We start from the raw sequence: 16378 nt of genomic DNA, 5'->3' as shown, positions 1-16378 counted from the left end.
GTCCGGACAGGAAGAATCGGGGTGCGTGCCGCCACGGCGTAGCGGTGGTGAGACGCTGCACTTCGGCCGCGGACATATGTGGGTGGCGCGGCTCGTACGGGGAGGTGGCAGGCAAGTGGATCAGCTTACGCAGCACGATCCGCGACGGATCGGGCCGTTCGAGGTGCTGGGGCGGCTCGGGGCCGGCGGCATGGGGCTGGTCTACCTCGCGCGCTCGGCGTCCGGGCGGCGGGTGGCGATCAAGACGGTGCGCACGGAACTGGCGGAGGACCAGCTCTTCCGCGTCCGGTTCACCCGCGAGGTCGAGGCGGCCCGCGCGGTCTCCGGCTTCTACACGGCGGCCGTGGTCGACGCCGACCCCCGCGCGGCCGTGCCGTGGCTGGCCACCGCCTATGTGCCCGCTCCCTCGCTGGAAGAGATAGTGAACGAGTGCGGGCCGCTGCCGGCCCAGGCGGTGCGCTGGCTGGCGGCGGGCGTCGCCGAGGCGCTCCAGTCCATCCACGGCGCCGGGCTGGTCCACCGCGACCTCAAGCCGTCCAACGTCCTCGTCGTCGAGGACGGCCCCCGGGTGATCGACTTCGGCATCGCCTCCGGCGTGTCGAACACCCGTCTGACGATGACCAACGTCGCCGTCGGCACCCCCGCCTACATGTCCCCGGAGCAGGCCAAGGACTCCCGCAGCGTCACCGGCGCCAGCGACGTCTTCTCCCTCGGCTCGACCCTGGTCTTCGCCGCCACCGGGCACGCCCCCTTCCACGGCGCCAACCCGGTCGAGACGGTGTTCATGCTGCTGCGCGAGGGCCCCGACCTGGACGGGCTGCCCGAGGAGCTGCGCCCGCTGATCGAGTCCTGCATGCAGATGGAGGCCGCGGCCCGCCCGAGCCCCGCCGACCTCCAGGCGCAGCTCGCCCCGCACCTGTTCGGCTCCGGCTCCGACGACAGCGGTACGGCGTCGGCGTGGCTGCCCGAGCGGGCGGTGAGCCTGATCGAGTCCCGCCGGGGCGGCCGTCCCCCGGCCAAGCCGGGACCCGCCGCCGGCCGCAGCGCCGGCCGCGCCCCGGCCGTGCCGCCGCCGCCCGCGCACGACCCCGTCGTCCCGCCGCCGCCCGCCACCGCCCCGCCGGTGCCCGCGCAGGCCGGCGCCCCCGGCACCGGGCCGGTCAGGCTGGCCGGCGCGGCGGTGCCCATCGGCCCCGGCCCCCGGGTCGCCGACACCCGGGCCACCGCCGTCAAGGCGCCGCCCCCGGAGGCCGCCCTCGCCGCCTCCTGGTCCAAGCCCCGCCCCGGCGTCAACGGCGCCGACCCCGCCGTGCCCGCCGTGCCGCCCGCCCCCGCCGCGCCCCCGGACGCCGCGCCGGGCACCTGGCGGCCCTGGCGGTTCCGGATGTCCAACGACCTGTGGGGCACCCCCTCCGTCGCCGGCGACCTGGTCTACGTCACCTCCTTCGAGGTGCACGCCCTGGACGTGGCCACCGGGCGGCGCCGCTTCAAGACCCGGGACGTGGCCTGGTCGATGGCGGTCGCGGACGGCCGTATCCACGCCTCCGACGGGCCGACCCTGTTCGCCCTGGACGCCCGGTCGGGCGCCGACCTGTGGCGGTCCCCGACGGACGCCTGGGTGTACTCGCTCCAGGCCGACCGGGGCACGGTCGTCACCGGCACCCGGGGCGGCGGCGTCCAGGCGTGGGAGGCGGGCGGCGGCCGGAAGCTGTGGGAGATCACGGGCTGCCAGACCGACTTCGAGTCCCCCGAGGCGGGCGCCGTCCTGCACGACGGCACGGTGTACGTCTGGCAGGACGCCCGGCTGCGCGCCCTGGACGCCCGCAGCGGCGACGAGCGCTGGTCGTACCCGATCGGCGACGCGGCCTCCTGCGGCGGCGTGCCGGTCCGGGTGGCCCAGGCGCCGGACGGTTACGTGTACGTCAGCGCCGGTACCCGCGTCCTGGCGCTGGACGTGGCGAGCGGGCACGTGCGCTGGCACTTCGAGGCCCCGGCGGTCTTCCTGTGCCCGCCGGTCTTCGTGCCCGGCCCGGCCGTCACCGGCGGCGGTGTCTACCTCGCCGACTACCTGGGCACGGTCTACGCCCTCGACGCCGCCGACGGCCGCGACCGCTGGCGGATCGCCACCGAGGCCCGCGCCGCCACCGACCCGGTGCTGGTCGCCGGGGGCCACGTGCACGTCGGCAGCGGCAAGGGCCTCTACACGCTGGACGCGGTCACCGGTACGCCCAAGTGGCGTTTCCAGGCGGGCGGGGACATCGTGGGCGCGCCCGCGGTCGCCGAGGGCCGGGTGCACTTCGGCTCCACCGACCACCTGCTCTACACGCTCAAGGCCGACGACGGCCGGCTGCGCTGGAAGCTGGCGACCGGCGGCGAGATCACCGGGTCGCCGGTGGTGCGGGACGGCATCGTGTACGCGTGCAGCAAGGACCGCTGCGTGTACGCGCTGGACGCGGAGAAGGGCACCGGCACGGCCCGCACGGCCTGACGGCCCGGCCCGCACGGCCTGACGGCCCGGCCCGGGGCCGCCCGCCCGTGCCCGGACATGCCTCGGCCGCGGCGGCCCCCCTCCGCGCCGCCGCGGCCGGTCCCCGTCAGGAGATGGCTACTTGCGCCCGTCCAGGTCCAGGGCGGGCGGCGCGGGCATCCCGTTGTCCATGGTGGTGATGCCGGAGGTGTTCACGGGCTCGCTGGGCATGCCGTTGTCCTGCGTGGCGGCCTCGGGCTCCTTGGCGGCCGGGGTGGGCATGCCGTTGTCCTGGGTGGTGGCGTCCACGATCTTCTCGTCGCTCATGCGCTGCGTCCTTAGCTGTGGTGGCGAGGTGCCGAGTGAGGAACGCCCGTCCGGTAGCTCCCCCGAGGGCTGCCGGACGGGCGTTCGGAGCCGCACCTTAGCCGGTCGGGCTCCTGGGCGGACCGCCTGCCCCCCGACGCGACGGTCCGTGGGACAGAGAGTGCCGGGTGCCGATAAACAAACGCTGAACGCCGCCCCGGCCGCCCGCCTCAGGCCGCGCTGGTGGCCGGCGAGAGCAGCGCCCGGACCTGCTCCGCCTCGGGCAGGCTGCCGTTCTCCTCCAGCAGGCCGAGCGCCTCCTGCCAGCAGGCGGTGGCCCGGTCCACCTGGCCGAGCAGCACCAGCGCCCGGCCGAGCAGGGTGAGCACGGTCCCCCGCATCCGGTCCCCGCCGATGCAGCCCAGCGCCAGGGCCTGTTCGGCGGAGCACGCGGCCTGCGCCGGCCGGCCCGCCGCGAGATGCGCCTCGGCCATCCGGAAGTGGGTCGTCCCCTCCCACAGCCGCTGCCGGTGGGCGCCGAACACCTCCAGCGCCTCGGTGAACTCCGCGAGCGCCTCGCCGTACCGGCCCGCGTGGGTCAGCGCGATGCCCAGCGTGAAGTGGCCGTTGCCCAGGCGCAGGGTCCGCCCGATCGCCCGGTAGGCGAGCAGCGCCCGCTGGGCGATCTCCACCGCCTCGGTGACATTGCCCAGGCCCAGGTGGGCCCGGGAGAGGTTGCACAGGCTGAGCGCCTCCAGCGGGCGGTTGCCGATCGCCCCGTACCCCTCGATGGACCGCTCGAAGAAGGTCTTGCCCTCGGCGGAGCGGCCCTGGTGCAGACAGGTCAGCCCCCGGTCGTTGGCGGCCCAGCTCACCGCCATGGCGTCCCCGGCCAGGGCGGCCAGGTCCATGGCGAGCCGGGCCTGTTCGGCGGCGTGCTTGATACGCCCCGAGACCAGCAGGACGTTGGTGAGGGTGGTGCGCGCCCGGCCCTCGGCGCGGACGTCCCCCGCGTCCCGGGTGGCGTCGCACAGCGCGCGGGCGGTGGTCTCGTACTCGCGGGAGTTGGCCCCCGACTCCGTCAGGTCCTTGGCCGCCCACAGCAGGTCGACGGCCCGGCGCAGCCGGTCGGTGCCGGCCGCCTGCCGTACGCAGGCCAGCAGCGCGGCGGCCTCCGAGTACAGCCAGTCCAGCGCGGCCGTGCCCTCGGTGAACCGCAGCCCCGGGTGGACGGTGGCCTCCAGGTGGTCCACCAGCCGGTCCCCGGGCCGCTCCAGCGCGTAGACCCCGGCGGCGGTGGCGAGGTAGAAGTCCAGCACCCGGGAGAGCGCGGCCGACCGCTCCCCGGCCGGCTCGTCGCGTTCCGCGCAGGCACGCGCGTAGAGCCGTACCAGGTCGTGGAAGCGGTAGCGGCCGGGCGCCGCCGACTCCAGCAGGGACGTGTCGACCAGCGACTCCAGCAGGTCCTCGGTCGCCTCCGCCGTCAGGTCCAGCACCGCCGCCGCCGCCGACAGGGAGACGTCCGGGCCGTCCGCGAGGCCCAGCAGCCGGAACGCCCGTGCCTGGGCGGGCTCCAGTTGCCCGTACCCCAGCTCGAAGGTGGCCGCCACCGCCAGGTCCCCGGCCTGGAGCTCGTCCAGCCGGCGTCTTTCGTCGGCGAGCTTGGCCGCCAGCACCGACACGGTCCAGGTGCGGCGGGCCGCCAGCCGGGACGCCGCGATCCTGATCGCCAGCGGCAGGAACCCGCAGGCGGCGACGACGTCGAGGGTGGCCTCCCGTTCCGCGGCGACCCGTTCGGCGCCGACGATCCGGGTGAACAGGGCGAGGGCCTCCTCCGGGGACATCACGTCCAGGTCGACGAGACGGGCCCCGGCCAGGCCCACCATCCGCACCCGGGAGGTCACCAGCGCCGCGCAGCCCGCCGTGCCCGGCAGCAGCGGCCGTACCTGGGCGGCGTCGCGGGCGTTGTCCAGCAGCACCAGGACCCGGCGGCCGTCCAGCACGGACCGGTACAGCGCGGCCCGCTCCTCCAGGGTGTCCGGCACGGCCGCCTCGTCGGTGCCCAGGGCGCGCAGGAAGGACCCGAGCACCGCCTCCGGTTCGGCCGCCCGGGGCCCGGCGCCCTGGAGGTCGACGTAGAGCTGGCCGTCGGGGAAGGCGGCGCGGGCCTGGTGGGCGAGGTGCACGGCGAGGGTGGTCTTGCCGACGCCCCCGATGCCGGCCAGCGCGGAGACGGCCATCACCCGGCCGTCCGCCTGCGCCAGGGCGGCGCTCAGCTCCCGCACGAACCCGGCCCGCCCGGTGAAGTCGGGCACGGTGGCCGGGAGCTGGGCGGGGCGCACCGGCACCGGCGCCGGTTCCGCCGGGGGCGCGGACGGTTCGGCGAGGGCCGGGTCCGCGCGCAGGATGCGCTGCTGCAGCTCGCCCAGGCCGGGGCGCGGGTCCACGCCGAGTTCCTCGGCCAGCAGCCGCCGGGTGTCGGCGTACACGGCGAGGGCCTCGGCCTGCCGTCCGCCGCGGTACAGGGCGAGCATCAGCAGCTCGCGCAGCCTCTCGCGCAGCGGGTGGGCGGCGGTGAGCGCGGTCAGTTCGGAGACCGCCTCGGCGTGCCGGCCCTGCTCCAGGTCCAGATCTAGGCGGCACTCCAGGAGTTGCAGCCGCCACTCCTCCAGGCGGGCCCGCTGGGCCTGCGCGTACGGCCCCGGCACCCCGGCCAGCACCTCGCCGTCCCACCGGGCCAGCGCCCGCCGCAGCAGGTCCCCGGCCCGGCCCAGGTGCCCGCCGGCCCGCGCCCGGTCCGCCTCCCCGGCCAGCCGCCGGGCGTCGGCGAGGTCCAGCGCCCCGTCGGCCAGACCCCGCACGGCGTAGCCGCCGGACTCGCTGACCAGCACTCCGGCGCCGAGGACCTTGCGCAGCCGGGACGCGTACGTCCGTATCGCCGCCAGCGCCTGGGAGGGCGGGTCCTCGCCCCACAGGGCGTCGATCAGCTCGGCCGGGACGGCGGTGCGGCCCTCGCGCAGCAGCAGGGCGGCGAGCAGGGCGCGTTGCTGGGGGGAGCCGGTGGCCAGCGGTTCCTCGCCGCGCCAGGCGCGCACCGGACCGAGCACGGCGAAGCGCAGGGGCGCCGGTTCCGCCGCGGAACCGGACCGCCGAGGCTTCGGCACGCGCGGCACACCGTCCATGTCGTCCCCCTAGACGTCCTGAGCAACCCTGCCAGTCTGCCTTGTGCGTGCCGACCTCGTCAGCCGGGGGAGACGCCGATCACAGGCGTTCGCGCGGTACCGTCACCACCTCTTCACCACTCCCGGGACCACGGCCGCTCGTCCAGGTCCACCCTGATGGTCAGCAGCTCGGCGCCGAAGGCGCGCACGGCCGCGCTGTTGAACCGGGGCAGCGCGCGCAGCCGGGCCACCGGGTCGTCGTCGGGCAGCAGATGCGCGGTGGCCGGGTACCAGCGGCCGCGCAGCCGGACGCGGACCCGCGGGTCGGCCCGGATGTTGCGGACGTACTGCGAGCGGTCGCCGAACTCCGACACCAGCCAGAAGGAGCCGCCCACCCGGCGCCCGCCGACCGGGGTGCGGCGCGGCAGGCCGGAGACCCGGCCGGTGGTCTCCAGCAGGGTCTGCGACGGCAGCCTGCGCAGCAGCGCGTTGAGCCGGCGCTGGACGGGCCGCACGGCCCGGTACTTCTTCGCGGGGTCGGATGTCATCTGTCCTTCGGTTTCCCGTCTCGTGACCGTCCCACGGTGGTCCCGTGTTCTTCGATGGTCCCCGGAAAAGCTCAAGGGGACGGGAGAACGGCGAGAGACGGGCGGTGCGGACGTGCGGATCGTGACCTGGAACCTGTGGTGGCGGTTCGGGCCCTGGGCCGAACGGCAGAAGGCGATCCTCGCCGTCCTGCGGGAGCTGCGCCCGGACGTGGTGGGCCTCCAGGAGGTGTGGGAGGCCGACGGCGAGAACCTCGCCGGGTGGCTGGCCGCCGAACTCGGCCTGCACTGGGCGTGGGCGCCCTCCGACGCGCCGGAGCGCTGGCAGCGGCGGCTCCTCGACGACGGGGCGGACGAGGTCGGCGTCGGCAACGCGGTGCTCAGCCGCTGGCCGGTGGCGGACCGGGCGGTGCTGAGGCTGCCCGCCCCCGAGGACCTGGACGACGGACGGCTCGCCCTGTACGCCGGGCTGGACACCCCCGGCGGGCGGCTCCCGTTCTGCACCGTCCACCTGACCTCCGCCTCGCACGCCTCGGCGGTCCGCGCCGAACAGGTCACCGCCCTGGCCGGCTTCGTCGCCGAGCACAGCCGGGGCGCCGGCCACCCGCCCGTCCTCACCGGCGACTTCAACGCCGAACCGGACTCCGCCGAGGTCCGCCCGCTGGCCGCGCACGGCTTCCGGGACCTGTGGGAGTACGCCGGCCCGGACGCCCCGTCCGCCACCTGGGACCCCGCCAACCCGTACATCACCGGCGAGGAGGCGGCCCGCGTCGACCACATCCACGTCGGCCCGCCCGGCCCCGGCACCGCCGTCCGGGCGGTCCGGCGGGCGGGCGACGGCCCCGTGGACGGCGTCTGGCCCTCCGACCACGCGGCGGTCGTCGCCGACCTCAGCGGCGGCCCAGGAACACCGGGTTGGTGAACGCGGCGAGCGCCCCCGGCACCGGCCCCGCCGCGGCCTCGTGCCGCACCTCGGCCCGTACGTAGGCGGCGTACGCGGCGGTGGTCCGCCACTCCACGGCGCCCTCGCCGGACACCGGCAGCGGCGCGCTGGTGTGCAGCACCCCCTGGTCGGTGACGAACCGGACCGTGCAGCGCGGGGCGCCGGTCACCGCCAGGCGCACGGTGACCGGCGTCTCCGGGTCCACCCGCAGCCGCTCCCCGATCCCGGCGTGCTCCCCGCGCCCGCCGGACGCGGTGAACGCCAGCGTCAGCCCGGCCGACTCGGCGATGTACGACCGTCCGGCCCGGATGCCGTCCTGGATGGCCCGCCGGGTCAGGTCGTCGGCGAGGACCACCGTCTGCGGCAGCCCGATCACGTCCGGGTCGCGGTGGGAGTCGCTGCTGCCCATCGCCGGAAGCCACTCCCGGCCCTCGCGCACGGACGCCACCAGCATCGAGTCCCAGTCGGCGAGCGCCACCTCGTCGTCGGGCGTGTACGGCCCGTTCCACACCTCGACGGCGTCCGCCTCGCCGAACCCGAACTTCCAGTTGCAGCCGATGCAGGTGGCGTGCGGATGGGCGGGCACGACCAGTCCGCCGGCCCGGCGGATCTGCCGGGCGAACCGCCCGAAGCGGTTGTCCCGCGCCCGGTAGCGCCAGTCCACGAAGGTCCCCGGGTCGGTGCCGAGCGCCACCACGTGCCCGTTGCGGGTCGTCACCTCCTCGCCGACCATCACCAGCAGGTCGTCCCCGGCCACCTCGGCCCAGTGGGCGTGCGCGGAGTGCGTGTTGTGCTCGGAGGAGTTGATGAAGTCCAGCCCCGCCGCCCGCGCCAGCGCCCCGATCTCGGCGGGGGTGCGGCGTCCGTCGGAGTGCCAGGAGTGCAGATGGCAGTCCCCCCGGTACCAGGCCCGCCCCCGCCCCCCGGCCCGCTCCGGCGGATACACCGGCCGCACGCTCTCGCCCGGTTCGCCGTACGTCAGCGTCACCGTGATCTCGTACGACAGCCCCTGCGGGGCCACCGTGTACGGGCCGAGCACGAGGTGCCAGGTCCCCGCGCGCACCGGCCCCGGCAGGTAGCCCGGCGTGGCCTCGTCGGCGCGGATGAAGAACTCGGTGCGGGCCCCGCCCGACCAGCCCCGGAACCCCCGGCCGCCCAGGTCGGTGCCGCGCTCGTCGAACACGCCGATGTCCAGCGCGTTGCCCGCGGTCCCGGCGGGCACGGCCGGCCGGTCGTAGCCGTAGGAGACCCGCAGCTCGCGCACCCCCGGCGGCACCTCGACCGGCACGTACACGAAGTCCGGCGACCCGGTGGGCAGGGTCCCCCGGATCGTCCTGCTCTGCGGCCCCTCGGCGCCCGAAGCGAAGCTCACGCTTCCCAACGTAAGCGCGGCGGCGGCCCCCGTCACGACCATGGCACGTCTGCCGATGTCTTCACCCATGGGCCCAACGCTCCTCCCCGCTCGTGAACCGAGCGGAACGGCAAGGCGATCGATCGCCGGAGAGCAAGCCAACCTAGGGGCGCGGGGAGCTGCGCGACAAGCCATGACGCACCCGCACCCGGCAGATCACGCCCGCCCCCTTGATCACGCCGCTCGTATCCTCGAAGGATGACGACCTCCGCGACCCCCGGACCCGGCCCCACCGAGAACTCCCTGCGTCGCGCCCTCAAACGCGCCCGAGACGGCGTCACCCTGGACGTCTCCGAGGCCGCGGTCCTCCTCCAGGCCCGCGGCGAGCACCTGGCCGACCTCACCGCCTCCGCCGCCCGCGTCCGCGACGCCGGCCTCGACGCGGCGGGCCGGCCCGGTGTCATCACGTATTCCAAGAGCGTCTTCATCCCCCTGACCAGGCTGTGCCGCGACAAGTGCCACTACTGCACCTTCGTCACCGTCCCCGGCAGGCTCCGCCGCGACGGCCACGGCATGTTCATGTCCCCGGACGAGGTGCTGGACATCGCCCGCAAGGGCGCCGCCCTCGGCTGCAAGGAAGCCCTGATCACCCTCGGCGACAAGCCCGAGGACCGCTGGCCCGAGGCGCGCGAGTGGCTCGACGCGCACGGGTACGACGACACGATCGCCTACGTCCGCGCCATCTCGATCCGCGTCCTGGAGGAGACGGGCCTGCTCCCGCACCTCAACCCGGGCGTGCTCACCTGGACCGACTTCCAGCGGCTGAAGCCGGTCGCGCCCAGCATGGGCATGATGCTGGAGACGACCGCGACCCGGCTGTGGTCCGAGCCCGGCGGCCCGCACTACGGCTCCCCGGACAAGGAACCGGCCGTCCGGCTGCGGGTCCTGGAGGACGCCGGGCGTTCCTCCGTCCCCTTCACCTCCGGCCTGCTCATCGGCATCGGCGAGACCTACGAGGAGCGCGCCGAGTCCCTGTTCGCGCTGCGCAGGACCGCCCGCGCCTACCACGGCATCCAGGAACTGATCATCCAGAACTTCCGCGCCAAGCCGGACACAGCGATGCGCGGCATGCCCGACGCGGAACTGGACGAGCTGGTCGCCACCGTCGCCGTCGCCCGGCACATCATGGGCCCGGCCGCCAACATCCAGGCCCCGCCCAACCTGGTGGACAGCGAGTACGGACGGCTCATCGGCGCCGGCGTCGACGACTGGGGCGGCGTCTCCCCGCTCACCATCGACCACGTCAACCCCGAGCGTCCCTGGCCGAAGATCGAGGAACTGGCCGAGAAGTCCCGCGCCGCCGGTTTCGAACTGCGCGAACGCCTGTGTGTCTACCCGGAGTTCGTGCGGCGCGGCGAGCCCTGGCTCGACCCCCGGCTCCGTCCGCACGTCGCCGCGCTCGCCGACCCGGCCACCGGCCTCGCCCGCGAGGACGCCGTGGTGGAGGGCCGCCCGTGGCAGGAGCCGGACGAGGTGTTCACCGCCTCGGGCCGCACCGACCTGCACGCCACCATCGACACCGAGGGCCGCACATCCGACCGCCGCGACGACTTCGACGAGGTGTACGGCGACTGGGCCGCCCTGCGCGAGGCCGCCGCCCCCGGCATGGCCCCCGAGCGCATCGACACCGACGTCCGCGCCGCCCTCGCCACCGCCGCCGACGACCCGACGAAGCTGACCGACGCCGAGGCCCTCGCCCTGCTGCACGCCGACGGGCCCGCCCTGGACGCCCTGTGCAAGGTGGCCGACGACGTGCGCAGGTCGGCCGTCGGCGACGAGGTGACGTACATCGTCACCCGGAACATCAACTTCACCAACGTCTGCTACACCGGCTGCCGGTTCTGCGCCTTCGCCCAGCGCCGCACCGACGCCGACGCCTACACCCTCTCCCTGGACCAGGTCGCCGACCGCGCCCAGCAGGCGTGGGAGGTCGGCGCGGTCGAGGTCTGCATGCAGGGCGGCATCCACCCCGACCTGCCCGGCACGGCGTACTTCGACATCGCCAGGGCGGTCAAGGCGCGCGTCCCCGGCATGCATGTGCACGCCTTCTCGCCGATGGAGGTCGTCAACGGTGCCACCCGGACCGGCCTGTCGATCCGCGAGTGGCTGACGGCGGCGAAGGAGGCCGGCCTGGACTCGATCCCGGGCACGGCCGCGGAGATCCTCGACGACGAGGTCCGCTGGGTTCTCACCAAGGGCAAACTCCCCGCGGCCACCTGGATCGAGGTCGTCGAGATCGCCCACGAGCTGGGCATCCGCTCCTCGTCCACCATGATGTACGGCCATGTCGACCAGCCCCGGCACTGGCTCGGGCACCTGCGCACGCTGGCCGGCATCCAGCAGCGCACGGGCGGCTTCACGGAGTTCGTGACGCTGCCGTTCATCCACACCAACGCGCCGGTCTATCTGGCCGGCATCGCCCGCCCGGGGCCGTCTACGCGGGACAACCGGGCGGTCACGGCGATGGCCCGGCTGCTGCTGCACCCGTACATCCCCAACATCCAGACGAGCTGGGTCAAGCTGGGCACGGAGGGCGCGGCCGAGATGCTGCGGTCCGGGGCGAACGACCTGGGCGGCACGCTGATGGAGGAGACCATCTCCCGGATGGCGGGCTCGTCCTACGGTTCGTACAAGTCGGTGCAGGACCTGGTCGCGGTCGCGGACGCGGCCGGGCGGCCCGCGAAGCCCCGTACCACCCTGTACGGCGAGGTCCCCGAGGAGCGGCGGCGCGCGGCGGCGGCCTCCGACGGGCACCTGCCCGAGCTGCTGCCGGTACTGGACTGAGGCCCGGCCCCGGTACCGGCGGGCGACGACGTGGTCACCGACCTCTCCTTCTCCGTCGTGCACCGGGGGCTGCGGCTGCCGGACCTGGCCGGTCCGCCGACCGCGGGCCGTGACGCCGCTCAGGCCACTCACAGTACGATGATCGGAGGATTGTCGTAGCTGAGGAGATGCGTGCCCGTGCCTGCCCGACTTCCTTCGTGGGCCTGGGTCACCGGTCTGACCGCGGGCGCGGTCGTGGTGGTGACCGCGCTGGCCGTGCAGGCGGACCAGGGCCCGCAACCCACGGCCGCGGTGTCGCCCCGGCCCTCCGTCTCGGCGACGGCCGACGCCAAGCCCACGCCCAGGCAGTCCGCGACGCCCGCGGTGCCGGACGGCTCCGGCACCGGGCGGCGGATCGTGTACGCGCTCCGGGACAAGCGGGTCTGGCTGGTCGACGCCAGTGACGCCACGCGGCGCAGTTTCACGGTGTGGCCGGGCACGGTCGGCCCCGACCCCGGCAGCTACACGGTCGGCACCCGCACCGAGGCGACGACCGGGTCGGACGGGGTCGCGGTCGAGCACATCGTGTACTTCGCCCTGGCCGACGGCATCTCGGTGGGCTTCTCCAACGCGGTCGACGGCTCCTCGCCGCCACCGCCCGCCTCCGGCGTGAAGACGGGCGGCATCCGCCTGCACAAGGCGGACGGCGAGGCGCTCTGGGCGTTCGCGACGGCGGGTACGACGGTCAGCGTGATCGGGTAGCGTCGCCGTCCGCCAGGTGGTCGACGATCAGGACGACACCGCTGAGCAGGAATATCCGGGTGGCGGCGTCCAGCCCGTTCCAGTCCCCGGACTGCCACATGGCGAACCACTCACCGCCGATCCCGATGAACCCGGCCCCGAACAGCAGCATCACCATCAGCAGCCCGTACGTGGAGATCCGCCGGGCCCCGGCGTGGTCCCGCCGGGCCCACAGCCAGGTCCCGTACAGCAGCACCAGCGCGGAGACCGTCTCCCAGACGATGATCAGTACGTACGCGGCGTCCTGTATCCACTCGGTGGTGATCGCCCGCCACATCAGATCGTCGTCCTTGAACGTGGTGTCCATGGCGAGCACATGCCGCACGAACTGCTGGTTCGTCCCGAAGTCGGTGATGTTCCCGAAGGCGACGAGCGTCATGTACAGCGCGACGGTCCCGGTGAGCAGGGTGGCGGCAAGTCCGAGGGCACGAGCCTGAGTTGAAGTGACCATGCCCTCTCCTTGCCCCTCAGCCCCGACCGGCGAACGCGAGGAACTCCGCCCAGGGGTCGGCGTCGAAGGTGAGGTGGGGGAGGGCGGTGTCCTTGGAGTCACGGACGTACACGGTGGGGGCGGTTATGGCGACTTCGACGCAGTCAGGACCGTCGTTGCTGCTGTAGCTGCTCTTGAACCAATCCAGCTCGGGGGTCATGTCTCTTCTCCCATGACTTTTTCGATGAACGCCAGCGACTCACGGGGCGTGAGAGCCTGCGCCCGGATCATTCCATAGCGCATTTCGAGGATCTGGACGTTTCGTGGATCACTGATGAGGCGACTGTGCAACTGCCCTTCCGAGTGACCGAGGGTCTTGCCGTCCGGAAGCTTCAGCAGCCGCAGCGAACCGGCCATACCCGCGTGATCGTCCCGGTCCGTCGGCATCACCTGGATGACGACGTGCCGCAACTTCCCGATCTCCAGCAGGTGTTCTAGCTGTTGCCGCAACACCATTTTGCCCCCGAGCGGCCTGCGCAGAGTCGCCTCCTCCTGGACGAAGGTGAGCATGGGCCGGGGGATGCGCTCGAAGACGGACTTGCGGGCCATGCGCGCCTCGACGTACCGCTCGATCTCCTCCTCCGTGAACGCGGGCCGCCGCATCGCGTACAGCGCGCGGGCATACTCGGCCGTCTGCAACAGTCCGTGAATGTGCAGCCCCGCATACGCCCCGAGGTCGACGGCCTCCGCCTCCAGCTTCGCCAAGTCCCGTACGTTCTTGGGGTACCGAGCCCGTTCCACGTCCTCCTTCATGCCGGAGATCTTGCCGTTCGCGCCGAGGACCTCGTCCGTCTTGTCGAGGAAATCCGGCTTGGGGACGCGGCGGCCGCGTTCCACCGAGGAGACCATTTCCTCGCTGTAGCCGATGGCCACGCCGAGTTCGGCCTGCAGCATCCCCGCCGCCTCGCGCCAGAGCTTGATCTGCCGGCCGACCGCCTTGAGGACGGCCGCCGCCTCTTCGTCTTCCACCTCTGACCTCCCGCTGTACGAACCGTACGGCCACGAACAGCACCCGGACAGTGACGCTGGGTACTGTGGCCAAGGGTGTTCACGGTAGGGAAGGGACGCCACGCTGGGTGACATGACCGGTGATTCCGCCCCCGAAATGACGATCCTGTTGTCCGCGACCCGAAGGGGCGCGCGACTCGCCCGTCTGCTGACGGAACGGCAGCTCAACGACTGGAAGGTGCCGTCGGCCGAGGCCGCGCACATCGCGGCCGAGCTGGCGTCCAACGCCGTCCTGCACGGCCGCGTGCCGGGCCGCGACTTCCGGCTGTCGCTGCGGTGGATCGACACCGGGACGGTCCGTATCGAGGTGACCGACGCCCGGGGCGACCGCGTCCCGTGCCTGAAGGACCCGACGTTGGCGGAGGGCGGCCGGGGCCTGCTGATCGTGGACGCGTACGCGGACCGCTGGGGCGTGGAGCGCGTGGGCCCGGTGAAGACGGTGTGGGCGGAGGTGGTACCGGACCGTGCGAGCCTGTGAGCCGGTGGGTACGACGCCGAAGACCAGAGAACCGATCCAGGCCGCGTACCGACACCTCCGCCGGTACCGTACGAGGAGCGAACCACCAGCACCGGAGGTCACGATGAGCGCTCAGAGCGACGGCCCGTACGGACCGCTGATCCCGATGCCTGAGCTGACTCCCGAGGCCCTGCGGCGGGCGGTCGCGCGCATCGCTCCGAGCCGTCTCCCGGCACTCACCCAGCATCTCTTCGAAGCCACGACCAACGCCCAGCAGACCCGGAGCCTGGCCCCGCTGCGCGCGTTCGTGCACTCCTGGGCCGTCTTCGTCGCCATCGAACGCCATCCGGCCCGCGCCGACCGCCTGCGAGAACTGGAACGCATCGTGGACGCCGGGGAAGCGGACCCGTCCGCAGCCATCACCGAGATCCAGGCGATCCGGGAGGCCGCGGAGGCAGAGGCAGGACTGTGACGGACTGGTCCTGGGACTACAACCCGAGTGCGGACTACATCACCGACGGCCTGCCACCCGAGGTGGTGGCCGAAGTGGAGCGGCTCGCTGCCGAGCTGGCCGTCCTCGGTCACGACTCGGTGCGGGTCGGCAGACCCTTCGACCGCGAGGGCGGGCTGCGGGAGTTCGACATCTTCGGGGGTCGCGGATTTCTCAGCTTCCTGCCCGTGCCACGCCACGAATGCGTCTACGTCTGCAACGTGACCTGGTACGGCTGACCGTTCTCCCCGGAACGTGAACGGACCGCCGTAGATCCACACCCCTTCCTCACGCCACCGGCATCCGGCTTGTCCTGAACCGACCGACCCCGTTCGATTACAGTGCTGGACGGCATACGTACGGACGGTGGCCGGGGAGGTCGAGGTGGGTGCGACTGCCGGTGCCGTCTGGGGCCGTGCCGAGCAGCAGGACTTCCGCAGCCGGGTGCGCGGCACCCTCCTCGGCGTGGCCGTCGGGGACGCGCTCGGCGCCCCCGTCGACGGCATGGCACCGGAGGAGATCCGCGCGGCGCACGGCGCGGACGGCGTCGTCGACCTGGCCGTCGCGTACGGCCGGCGCGGTGCCGTCACCCACTTCACCCAGCTCACCCTGTTCTCCGTCGACGGGCTGATCCGCGCCCAGGTCCGCCGGGACACCGGCGCCTGGCATCCGCCGACCGATCTGCACCGGGCGTATCTGCGGTGGGCGGCGACCCAGCGCGACTGGGGCCCGGACGAGCGCCGCAAGGAGGACGGCTGGCTGGCGCGGGAGGAGTGGCTCTACGCGCGGCGCGCTCCGACCCGCGCCCTGCTGCTCGGGCTCGGCGACGACACCATGGGCACGCCCGAGGCGCCGAAGAACCCGGGGGAGCGGGGCCCCGAGGCCGCCGCCCGGTCCGCCCCGTTCGGCCTGCTCGTCGGCTGGGAGCCGCAGCTCGTCGCCCAGTTGGCCGTCGAGTGCGCGGCGCAGACCCACGGCCACCCCACCGCCTGCCTCGCGGCGGGCGCGTACGCCCTCGCCGTGCACGGACTCGCCCGCGGCGAGGGCCTGGACGCCGCCGTGCGGCGGGCGCTCGGCCTGCTCGCCGCCCGCCCCGGCCACCCCCCGGTCACCGACGCCCTCCAGCGCGCCCTCGGCGCCGTGCGCCAGGGCCTGCCCACCCCGGAGCGGGTCGCCGAACTGGCCGGGCAGGGCACCGCCGAGGGCCTGGTCGCCGCCGCCGTGTACTGCGCCCTGGTCGGCGAGGACGTCCGGCACGGGCTGCGCCTGGCCGTCAACCACGGCGGGCCCGCCGCCGCGACCGGCGCCCTGACCGGCGGACTGCTCGGCGCGCTGCACGGCGAGACGGCCCTGCCGCCGGCCTGGCTGACGGAACTGGAGGGCCGCCCCACGATCCTGGAGCTGGCCGACGACTTCGCCATGGAGATGACCCAGGGCCCGGCCCTGCACGGCCCGACCGGTTCCGCCCCGGGCTGGCTGGCGCGGTACCCGAGGGCCTGACCGGCTTTCCACCGGCTCGGCGTCTGCTCCAAGATG

Annotated in this window: 15 protein-coding genes; 8 read left to right on the top strand and 7 right to left on the bottom strand. The window is 74.1% G+C overall.

Annotation, left to right across the window (positions count from 1 at the left end; translation table 11 throughout):
• Window positions 1-76 precede the first annotated feature (76 nt).
• Window positions 77-2488: a PQQ-binding-like beta-propeller repeat protein gene (locus tag ACFY32_RS03560; RefSeq protein WP_390673421.1), complete on the top strand. Its 2412-nt coding sequence runs from the start codon at window positions 77-79 to the stop codon at window positions 2486-2488.
• A gap of 117 nt (window positions 2489-2605) precedes the next feature.
• Here the strand turns inward: ACFY32_RS03560 and ACFY32_RS03555 are convergent, their stop codons facing one another.
• From ACFY32_RS03555 to ACFY32_RS03545, 3 genes are all read right to left on the bottom strand, one after another.
• Window positions 2606-2794 (bottom strand): hypothetical protein, encoded by a 189-nt coding sequence (locus tag ACFY32_RS03555; protein WP_359195874.1) that lies wholly within the window; start codon window positions 2792-2794, stop codon window positions 2606-2608.
• 209 nt (window positions 2795-3003) lie between these two features.
• Window positions 3004-5955, bottom strand: a complete 2952-nt coding sequence (locus ACFY32_RS03550; RefSeq protein WP_390673327.1) for a BTAD domain-containing putative transcriptional regulator — start codon at window positions 5953-5955, stop codon at window positions 3004-3006.
• A 113-nt stretch (window positions 5956-6068) separates the two neighbouring features.
• Entirely contained in the window at window positions 6069-6482 is a 414-nt protein-coding gene (locus ACFY32_RS03545; RefSeq protein WP_359195868.1) for a nitroreductase/quinone reductase family protein, read from the bottom strand.
• A gap of 112 nt (window positions 6483-6594) precedes the next feature.
• Here ACFY32_RS03545 and ACFY32_RS03540 point away from each other — a divergent pair, with 112 nt between their 5' ends.
• Entirely contained in the window at window positions 6595-7401 is an 807-nt protein-coding gene (locus ACFY32_RS03540; RefSeq protein ID WP_390673326.1) for an endonuclease/exonuclease/phosphatase family protein, read from the top strand.
• Here ACFY32_RS03540 and ACFY32_RS03535 read toward each other — a convergent pair.
• The gene (locus ACFY32_RS03535; RefSeq protein ID WP_390673325.1) at window positions 7370-8863 is read right to left on the bottom strand and encodes a CehA/McbA family metallohydrolase; all 1494 of its coding nucleotides are present in this window, start codon (window positions 8861-8863) and stop codon (window positions 7370-7372) included. The genes ACFY32_RS03540 and ACFY32_RS03535 overlap by 32 nt on opposite strands.
• 168 nt (window positions 8864-9031) lie before the next feature.
• Between ACFY32_RS03535 and ACFY32_RS03530 the strand changes: the two genes are divergently transcribed.
• Window positions 9032-11617, top strand: a complete 2586-nt coding sequence (locus ACFY32_RS03530) for a bifunctional FO biosynthesis protein CofGH (RefSeq protein ID WP_390673324.1) — start codon at window positions 9032-9034, stop codon at window positions 11615-11617.
• 177 nt (window positions 11618-11794) lie between these two features.
• A complete protein-coding gene (locus ACFY32_RS03525) occupies window positions 11795-12358 on the top strand; it encodes a hypothetical protein (protein WP_359195857.1) in 564 nt (187 codons plus the stop codon).
• On the opposite strand, the gene ACFY32_RS03520 is transcribed toward ACFY32_RS03525, so the two are convergent.
• From ACFY32_RS03520 to ACFY32_RS03510, 3 genes are read right to left on the bottom strand one after another with little or no spacing between them, the layout of a single operon-like run.
• The gene (locus ACFY32_RS03520) at window positions 12342-12848 is read right to left on the bottom strand and encodes a DUF2165 domain-containing protein (protein ID WP_359195855.1); all 507 of its coding nucleotides are present in this window, start codon (window positions 12846-12848) and stop codon (window positions 12342-12344) included. The two genes, ACFY32_RS03525 and ACFY32_RS03520, sit on opposite strands and share 17 nt — an antisense overlap.
• Before the next feature lie 16 nt (window positions 12849-12864).
• The gene (locus ACFY32_RS03515; RefSeq protein ID WP_390673323.1) at window positions 12865-13047 is read right to left on the bottom strand and encodes a DUF397 domain-containing protein; all 183 of its coding nucleotides are present in this window, start codon (window positions 13045-13047) and stop codon (window positions 12865-12867) included.
• Window positions 13044-13856 (bottom strand): Scr1 family TA system antitoxin-like transcriptional regulator, encoded by an 813-nt coding sequence (locus tag ACFY32_RS03510; RefSeq protein WP_390673322.1) that lies wholly within the window; start codon window positions 13854-13856, stop codon window positions 13044-13046. Before ACFY32_RS03510 ends, ACFY32_RS03515 begins: the two co-directional genes overlap by 4 nt.
• Before the next feature lie 112 nt (window positions 13857-13968).
• Here ACFY32_RS03510 and ACFY32_RS03505 point away from each other — a divergent pair, with 112 nt between their 5' ends.
• The 4 genes from ACFY32_RS03505 (at window position 13969) to ACFY32_RS03490 (ending at window position 16342) form a co-directional block, all read left to right on the top strand.
• A complete protein-coding gene (locus tag ACFY32_RS03505) occupies window positions 13969-14373 on the top strand; it encodes an ATP-binding protein (RefSeq protein ID WP_359195848.1) in 405 nt (134 codons plus the stop codon).
• A 103-nt stretch (window positions 14374-14476) separates the two neighbouring features.
• Entirely contained in the window at window positions 14477-14824 is a 348-nt protein-coding gene (locus ACFY32_RS03500; protein WP_359195846.1) for a hypothetical protein, read from the top strand.
• Window positions 14821-15081, top strand: a complete 261-nt coding sequence (locus ACFY32_RS03495) for a hypothetical protein (protein WP_359195843.1) — start codon at window positions 14821-14823, stop codon at window positions 15079-15081. Before ACFY32_RS03500 ends, ACFY32_RS03495 begins: the two co-directional genes overlap by 4 nt.
• A 145-nt stretch (window positions 15082-15226) precedes the next feature.
• Entirely contained in the window at window positions 15227-16342 is a 1116-nt protein-coding gene (locus ACFY32_RS03490; protein ID WP_390673321.1) for an ADP-ribosylglycohydrolase family protein, read from the top strand.
• Window positions 16343-16378: the final 36 nt, after the last annotated feature.

It is taken from the genome of Streptomyces sp. NPDC000134 (assembly GCF_042899225.1).
Taxonomy (GTDB): Bacteria; Actinomycetota; Actinomycetes; order Streptomycetales; family Streptomycetaceae; genus Streptomyces.
The sequence above is the reverse complement of the archived record's forward strand: the minus strand, read 5'-3'. Positions and strand labels throughout refer to the sequence as shown.